The organism is Geobacillus zalihae NBRC 101842, from assembly GCF_001544135.1.
Lineage (GTDB): Bacteria > Bacillota > Bacilli > Bacillales > Anoxybacillaceae > Geobacillus > Geobacillus zalihae.
This window is the reverse complement of the sequence record NZ_BCPV01000097.1, coordinates 1-7,718: the sequence shown is the minus strand read 5'-3', so window position 1 is coordinate 7,718 and position 7,718 is coordinate 1. Positions and strand designations below refer to the sequence as shown.

At 48.3% G+C, this 7,718-nt stretch carries 6 protein-coding genes and 4 pseudogenes; 2 read left to right on the top strand and 8 right to left on the bottom strand.

The window, feature by feature from the left end; genetic code table 11:
* Positions 1 to 76 precede the first annotated feature (76 nt).
* The 6 genes and pseudogenes from GZ1_RS16900 to GZ1_RS19340 all read right to left on the bottom strand — a co-directional run bounded on the left by GZ1_RS16900 (position 77) and on the right by GZ1_RS19340 (position 3,931).
* The gene (locus tag GZ1_RS16900; protein WP_031406805.1) at positions 77 to 460 is read right to left on the bottom strand and encodes a DUF1360 domain-containing protein; all 384 of its coding nucleotides are present in this window, start codon (positions 458 to 460) and stop codon (positions 77 to 79) included.
* 968 nt (positions 461 to 1,428) lie between these two features.
* Positions 1,429 to 1,797, bottom strand: a pseudogene (locus tag GZ1_RS19405) (substrate-binding domain-containing protein); the annotation flags it as partial.
* A 388-nt stretch (positions 1,798 to 2,185) separates the two neighbouring features.
* A pseudogene (locus tag GZ1_RS16890) lies at positions 2,186 to 2,473 on the bottom strand (substrate-binding domain-containing protein); the annotation flags it as partial.
* 341 nt (positions 2,474 to 2,814) lie between these two features.
* Entirely contained in the window at positions 2,815 to 2,931 is a 117-nt protein-coding gene (locus GZ1_RS19725) for a DUF3789 domain-containing protein (protein ID WP_011232702.1), read from the bottom strand.
* Between the two features lie 87 nt (positions 2,932 to 3,018).
* Positions 3,019 to 3,471 (bottom strand): VanZ family protein, encoded by a 453-nt coding sequence (locus tag GZ1_RS16885; RefSeq protein ID WP_060788953.1) that lies wholly within the window; start codon positions 3,469 to 3,471, stop codon positions 3,019 to 3,021.
* A gap of 139 nt (positions 3,472 to 3,610) precedes the next feature.
* Complete coding sequence (locus GZ1_RS19340) at positions 3,611 to 3,931, bottom strand: hypothetical protein (protein WP_167346373.1); 321 nt, start codon at positions 3,929 to 3,931, stop codon at positions 3,611 to 3,613.
* A gap of 470 nt (positions 3,932 to 4,401) precedes the next feature.
* Between GZ1_RS19340 and GZ1_RS16880 the strand changes: the two genes are divergently transcribed.
* Positions 4,402 to 4,713: a PIN domain-containing protein gene (locus tag GZ1_RS16880; RefSeq protein WP_083509329.1), complete on the top strand. Its 312-nt coding sequence runs from the start codon at positions 4,402 to 4,404 to the stop codon at positions 4,711 to 4,713.
* 341 nt (positions 4,714 to 5,054) lie between these two features.
* Here GZ1_RS16880 and GZ1_RS16875 read toward each other — a convergent pair.
* Positions 5,055 to 5,207 (bottom strand): annotated as a pseudogene (locus GZ1_RS16875) (amidohydrolase); the annotation flags it as partial.
* A 388-nt stretch (positions 5,208 to 5,595) separates the two neighbouring features.
* Positions 5,596 to 7,008: a DDE-type integrase/transposase/recombinase gene (locus tag GZ1_RS16870; protein ID WP_060788950.1), complete on the bottom strand. Its 1,413-nt coding sequence runs from the start codon at positions 7,006 to 7,008 to the stop codon at positions 5,596 to 5,598.
* Positions 7,009 to 7,438: 430 nt separating this feature from the next.
* Here GZ1_RS16870 and GZ1_RS16865 point away from each other — a divergent pair.
* A pseudogene (locus GZ1_RS16865) lies at positions 7,439 to 7,718 on the top strand (UPF0236 family transposase-like protein); the annotation flags it as partial.

Genomic DNA, 7,718 nt, shown 5'->3' with positions numbered 1-7,718 from the left:
ATAAGTTAACCATGATGTATCGACAAAAGCAAGAAAAGCGGGCGCGCCGCATGTTTCCGCCGCACGCCCCCCAATGTCAGTCCATCCGCTTTTTCGCCGCCGACAACAGATCGACCGCCTTCGTCCCGACTCCGACAAACGTCTCGAGAATCGCCTGCGCCCCGGCGATCGAAAAGATAAAAATCAACGGCATGGCGATCTTTGGGATGAATAAATACCCAAGCGCGAGAAAAACCGCGCTCCACACTCCCGCACACCAGTAACAGTTCAACAAATAGCCGAATTTCGATTTCGGCACCTTCTTGATTTCCGTACTCCCGTCCTCGTGTTGGATCGTCTCTTTTTTCATGAACGGATTGCGAATAAATTCCGTGATTTTATCAAAGACGATCAAGTGAGTGAACCGATAGCTGGCCAAAATGATCATGATGTACGTCATCCAGTCAAGTTCGCGAAGCATGGTGGGTTCCTTTCTTTTTCCATCTTTTTCTTTAGTATGAACCAAGATGCGTTTCTTTATGACCTCCGATGGTTAATGAAGCCGGTCGAGGGAAAGAGCGGAAATCACTACTCACATGTCACACCCTAACAAGGTAGAAACAAAGGATTTTTGTAGATTGGTTGGTTTTGTTATCCCCTCTTGTATATGCTATAATAGATGTACATTATAGCCAGCGTATGTCTCGTACATGTTTTTTCAAAACAGGCATATGCTATTGCTAAGGTGGTGATAGCGTATGCGCAGAAAGGAGCATCGCCAGTTGCGAAGATCAGCCATCTCAAGGCGAAAAGATGTGCGAGCACAGTCATTAAGATCGATTTATGCTAAACCTGCTGTGCGAAATCGATACGCAAACATCAATGCGTCTTTAAGTTCAAGCATTTGTTTTGATCGGTTGCCTTCTGCTCCTTTATTGGATGTTAGCCCTGATGGTGTTGTGACTGTGAATCCCGATAATCCTGTGCATCAACGGTGGCTAGATGAAGAATGATGCAGCCGGGTGGTATTTACGATATATATTTTCGTTTTCAGGAAGGGCAGGGCGGTACATATCGTCCTGTTCTTATTTTGGGTTTTAGAGGCAATCGAGCCATTGCTATTGGATTAAAAGTCACAAGATCAAAACCAACATCTCGATACCCTTATCGAATACCAATTGTTTATTGGAAATATGTTGGATTAAAGGCACAATCATATGTTCAGTATGACTGGTATAACGAAATTCCATCTACCGTTCGGTTTCGGAAATTTTACGGGATTATGCACCCTTATGATTTTAATCGCGTCCTTAATGCGTTTCGTCGTTATCATGGCATTTAATAGATACATAGTGATCAAAGAGCTTGCTTTGCCAAAGTTTTGTTTTGATTAACCCAGGTGCTAGTTGAGCGTCAGAGCTCAACTAGCACCACGGATAAAATCCCATATTATTGCCCTTGAACCAACTCGAGCGGAACGGGGATAAATTGATCCACTTTCTCCCCTTTGTGAACGCGGATCGCAGCGTCCACCGCCTTTTCGCCAATCAATGCTGGTTTTTGCGCGACGGTGGCCGCCATTTTCCCTTCTTTCACCGCCTTGACTGCGTCATCGGTCGCGTCGAATCCAACCACAATCACGTTGTTCATCCCATGCGCCTGCAAGGCCTCCAACGCCCCTAAGGCCATTTCGTCATTATGGGCAAAGACCGCTTGAATGTCTTTATGGCTTTGCAAAATGTTTTCCATGACCGATAATCCTTTGGCCCGGTCAAAATCAGCCGCCTGTTTGGCCACGACTTTCATCCTATTTCGCGCAGGAGACTCCCACTTCAACGACCAAAGGGAGTAAGTGGGAGAGGAATGCGCGTTCCCCCTTTCTTTTGTGTATGATAGAATAAAGGCGTGGAGAAAACCGTTCAATAAAGGCACTCCAATCACGGCTACTCGATGTATGGAGTTGGTTACAGGAAACGTTGTAACCGTAAAACATCGAGCGTAGGTCCGTCTGTTGTGTGTGGAAGCCAAGTACTGCCAACAGACACACCGAGAGAATCGGTAACGATGCAGGCATGACCTGCGTCGTTGGGTAGTCGTCAACCTGCCCCCTGATGCAACCCCAAGTCAAGGAAGGAGGACGAAGTCCGTTTGCACTTCTGGGGAGTTGCAAGCCCCCACTTCAAGCGTTAGCTAAGTGGGGGTAGTTGACATTGGCTGCTTTGTCGATCACTTGGTGGAATCCTTCCCCCCGTTCACGGGCTGCAGACGAACCAGGAATCCCTTCCAATTCCACAATGTTTCCCCCGTTTTTCAAGTGGTCGACGATAAATTGCGCCGCCATTTTTCCCCCAGCCACATTGTCAGAAGCGATATGGGTGACCACTTTCCCGCCGTCCGCGCTGCGGTCGACGGTAATGACCGGGATGTTGGCGCTGTTGGCGGATTCAATCGCAGACGTGACAGCGCTTGAGTCCGTCGGGTTGACCAGTAGCAATAAAAGCATAGGATAAAAAACAGGACATTGACAACTGCCAATGCCCTGACCAACACGCACAGCGACCGCAAAAAGTGCAACGGTCTAGAAATAGGCAGAATCGCCCCACCTACACCTACACCTAGTAGAGGACTTTTCTTTTGATACCGCACAACGACTGTCGCGACCAACGACGCAAACGAAATGATCAGCGACAACCACAGCAGCCATCATCCATTAGCCCCTTTTTATCAAGGGAGTTGCCGCTGCTCCCGTGCATGAAACCGTGCATCTGTATTAACCAGCATGTCTTAGAACACCTAAGGCGTTCGATCATTGCCTAACGTCCCTCTGCAAGCTTCTCACTTTTCCCTCCACCGTTCGCTCGCTTCATCCGCCCGTTTCGCCACCGCCATCATGCTCATGATGACGAGCATCACAAACGAACCCACAAACATTCCCGCGATAAACGCGACCATGGCCCTCTCTCCCTTTTCTCGCAAACTCGTTATTGGCCATTCTTTCCGTTTACATCTAAATCTATACGATGGGAGAGCTTTGTTCTATTATACGCCGCGTTTGACCGCCCGATGCTTGGTCCTTGCCCAACAGCGGCAAGCCCATACAATCAAAAGCGCCAGGAGCGCCCCACATGAATCAATCGCCACGTCTTTTGGCGTCGCCGTCCGCCCTGGTTCAAACGATTGGTGCCACTCATCGGTCGCCGCGTAGGCGGTCGCAAACAGCCAAGCGCCTGCATACGCAAACCGCTTGGGCAACAGCGCCCGCCACACAAGCGCGGCCAAAATGCCAAACTCCGTCAAATGCGCCGCTTTGCGAATCAAAAAGTTCAAAAATGGCGGCCCCTCTTCATCCCCGCCGCCAAACGGCAAGTACGATAAAATCATCTGTAGCACATGCGCCGTATTCGCCCCAGTGAACCAGGAAGACTCGCTGAACGTGTAAATGACGACACACCAGAGAATGACAGGAAGCCAGCGGGAAAGGAAATCTCTCATCGTTTCACCTGCCAACACCTTTTTACCAACAAAACAAGGTACCTAAACAACAAACGAAAGTAGACACCTTGTTCGCTGAACCCTTTATCATCATAACAGGGATGGTGATATTTTTCCATTTTCTTTTTTGAAAGCTGCTTTACCATTGTTTTAAAATCGTTCGCTCACAGGCTGGAAAGAAGACTTCTTTTCCGTTTCCCCCTTTTCTTTCACCCATTCCCCTTTTAAGGGAGATTCTCTCCCTGTTTATGTTTTCGTGAACAGGGGTATAGTAATAAAAGAAAAAATCTGTACATTTTTTCTGACCTGCATTATAATTTTTAGAAAGGAGAATCAATGAGGTGATCAATATGCCCTCCGCTTTGGAAACGAAAATGAGGGTGACACTGTCTTGCACGGAACAGGCCAACAAACCGGATAAGGATCTTTCATTTGCCGAATTACGGAAAAAAATAGCCAAACCTTCTCCCTTTGGCAAAAAATTAGTGGACATCTACAAACAAGGACGGTAGCCGATTATGTCTTTTGTGATGACATAGGAAGATGCCATAGATGAACATTTTGGACAAGCGTCTATATACATCGATGCTTGTTTTATTTTGGCCTATATGGACTCCAATGATCCAAGGGGAGATAAGGTATGTGAAATCCTCCAAAAGTGGCATAACGAAGGTGTAACGAAATTAGGGATCAGTACACATGTATTTGGGGAAGTAGTACATAACTTATTCATTCAAGAAATTCTATTACCATTAGAAATCCACCATAAAAATCAATCCAATTTACGTTCAAAGTCTCGCCATAATCATCACCTTGGGGAATCAGAAGAAAGCGTATCCTTCCTATATAACGTTTGGAAAAAACAGATGCCAAGTTTCTACAAGAAGAACGTTTTTATTAATATTTTCAGAATTAATCAAATTAGTGAAGATGAATTATCCCTCAAAAAGAAACAAGTTGCAAATCTTCTACAACAATTCCATTGATCGATATAATGAATTTTTATCTGCCCTAAGGCAACATTTCCACATTGAATTCCTAACAACAGATGCCTACATTCAAGATTTAGCCTTGGCTCAAATGCGGCTGTTCCAGCTCGAAGCCTATGATGCCTTGCATTATGCCATTGCAACATACCACCATTATGACTACTTCGCTACGCTTGACGGCGATTTTGTCCACGCTCTTTACAACCAAGACCTCGACCTAGCACCGATCACAAAAATTGTCAAAATCGCCTAGCCTTGTCGTCTTGATCGAATCGAAGTCCAAAACAAACATTAAGGAAGGCAAAGAGTCCCCATGCTCTCTTTATTTCCTTTATCCACTCATGTGAGCTACACCAAGTTCAACCATGTGAATTAGCGACAGAGAAAGAGCATGCAACTCACATTTCGCACCCTGAATAAAAATTCGAAATAAGCCCGATTTGACCGAATAAAAATTAATTATTTTACATTTTTTATAAAAAATTATTTTTATGCGAATATTCTGGTTATTTTTTGTATATTATGCAAAGGTTGCGAAATATGAGATGCAATATATCGATCCGCCTTTATGATGTACAAAAAAGCGGAAGCATCCTACTCTGCTTCCGCCAACAGTTTCAACGTCGCGGCGACAAACATTTGCACGCCAATCTCAAGCGCGTCTTCGTCGATCGTAAAGCGCGGATGGTGATGCGGGTAAACGATGCCTTTTTCTACATTGCCCGCGCCGACGTAGAAAAAGCATCCGATCTTCACCCCATCGTCGTTGGAGGCGATCGTTCTGCAATCGCGAGGCTGTCCCCGTGTGATCAACGCATTGGCCACGATGTGCCTGTTGTACGGGCATCAGCTGAAAAAGGACGTCATTGAGGTAGCGTCAAAAGTTCTATGAAAACTCCACACAGATCATCCCATTGAGCATCGTGGGGCATGCGGAGGGCCGGATTCGCCCTTGACCAACACCCGCCAAAGGTGGGAAAGAGTCGTCAAGGGCGACGGGGACAAAAAAGAAGGCAATAAGAAAGCCGCCCTTGCCATGACCGAATTTTACCTTTGGCGGTGTTCGGTTGGTCAAGGGTTCGCTTCGCCGAATCCGGCAGGAGTTCTGTTCAACGGGCTCCGGAGGACAAAAAAGTCAGGCCGCCTCTTGTTGGAGAAACGCTTGTGCCATGGCGATCAGCTTCGTCCACCGGGCCGGCATATGCGGAAGATCCGCCAGTTCCGGGATGACGACCGGCACCCGGCCTTCGAGCGCGCTGTGTGGGCGCAGAAAGTTGAAATACGCCACAAACAGCGTCACAAAGGACACCGAGCCTTCTTCCGCACCAAACCCATGGGTCGGGCGGTAGTTGCCTTTAAAGGTCCGGTTGAATCGCTCGATGATCTGCTTGAGAGGGCGAAACTCTTCCGAGACCGGATCCTCATTGGTCAGCCCGATCACTTGGCGGACGTCAAATGAAATCCCGTGTTGGGCGAAGAAGTGTTGCGCCAGCCGGTAAATCGGGTTGCCATCCACGACGAACGACAAGTCGTCTGGGAGGGACGCTAGCTTCCTGAGGACATCATCGATGGCCTTGATGGCCGAGAGCGTGTCCCGGTTGGGCGAGACGCGATACGACAGCACGATCTTTTTGACGGCGTCAAACATAAAGAACAGGTAATGCCAGCGCCCTTTGACGCGAATATACGTCTCGTCCCCGCAAAACGAACCGGACAGCTCATACGGGAACCGGTCGACAAAGGGCTTGATCCAAAGCGCGACGCTGTTGGCGTAGTTGAGCACCGTCTGATGGGAGATCGAGACGCCATGGATGTCCTTCATGGCGGCGGCGGTCTCCCTCGAGGACATCCCAAAGTTGACGTAGTACGTCAACGCGAGCCCCAACACGTGCGGCGACGCAGTCAGCCGGGACAAATCGACCTTCGGCTTGATGAGCGACGAGGAAGCCAACGGGAGAAAGTCAAACAAGAACTCTCGAAACAAATACCGCACCTTGAAGGCTTGAGGATCCTGTTGAAACTGTTGGCGCTCCTTCTTCGTCATCCGGCGAAGGTTGGCCTGGTAAAACGGGCAAGCGTTGTTCTTGCACTTATAGATGTGGTATTCTTTGCGTTCCTTGATCTTTTCCAGCGTCTTTTTGCAGTGCGGGCAGCGAAAGACCGCTTGCTTGGTGAACCGATTTCGGTGGTTGAACCGGCACTGGCACACTTTGCATTGGTATTGCCCTTTTCCGCCGTTATTGGCGTACAGGTAAGAAGAGGGAGCCTGGCAGCGAGGGCAAGTCAAGGAATCTGGAACACGGTGTTTCGCCTTCGCGCGGCGCTGGATGGGCCGCAAAGGACGTCCGTGCTGGGCTTCATAGTCTGCCAACAACTTCCGGTAATCAAGGGTTTCCGGTACATCGATGATCGGAAGGTCATCGATCTGAAGTTTTCGGTACGGTTTTTGGACGGGTTCGTCCAAGTCCTTACGATTCAGGGATTTTCCCACGATCACACCCATGAGATACACAATGATTTGATATTGGGTCTTGATGATTTGAAGCAAATAGGCTAATCATTGAGGTAACAAAGCTTGTCACTCCTTTGTTTTGGCTGTTGAGTGTGTGGTTACCTCAATGATGGCCGAAAACAACGGGGGTGGCAAGCTTTTTTTCTTCCAACCGTTGAAACTCAAGGGAAAACCGTGAGTGTGGAGGATAAACTTTTGACAATACCGTCATTGACGAGGAAGTGGTGCGCATGGCCTTAGAGGAAATGGGGGTATTAGCACGAAAGGAGCCGAATCGGCCTCTTTTGTGCTTTCTCTTTTCCATCATTCCATCAGGCGCGCTGGAAATCTTCATTTGAAAGAGCGTGCAAACGTTCCGAAAGAATGTGCAAAGTCCGGAATAATCGGCAAAAATTTTGCACATTATTTCGGAATCCATCTGAAATAATTTGAAAAAGGGATTCTGAAAGAATGTGCTAATTTACACGTGCGAAAGAAGCTGGCAAAACAAGACGAAGAAGGGCTTCTCGTGGAGCTGAACAGCACGGTCGGCACGTTGGAGGACGAAGCGAAAGAACAACAGCTGGCTGCCATGATCCGCCGGATCGAGTCGATGCCGGGATGCATCCAGGACGATCGGGAGTGGCTGTCCGAGCAAGGGGTGGAGACGACCGGCATGCGTCCGATGGGCCACGCCGAGAGCGTGATGAGCCGGTTGGCGCATCGGGTGAAATCCCGCCGCAGCTGGAAAGACCAAGGGCTTCGGG

Bases quoted from the DNA above. Each gene is read 5' to 3' on its own strand.
- GZ1_RS16900 (WP_031406805.1), bottom strand. From the start codon at position 460: ATGCTTCGCGAACTTGACTGGATGACGTACATCATGATCATTTTGGCC.
- GZ1_RS19725 (WP_011232702.1), bottom strand. From the start codon at position 2,931: ATGGTCGCGTTTATCGCGGGAATGTTTGTGGGTTCGTTTGTGATGCTC.
- GZ1_RS16885 (WP_060788953.1), bottom strand. From the start codon at position 3,471: ATGAGAGATTTCCTTTCCCGCTGGCTTCCTGTCATTCTCTGGTGTGTC.
- GZ1_RS16880 (WP_083509329.1), top strand. From the start codon at position 4,402: ATGAATTATCCCTCAAAAAGAAACAAGTTGCAAATCTTCTACAACAAT.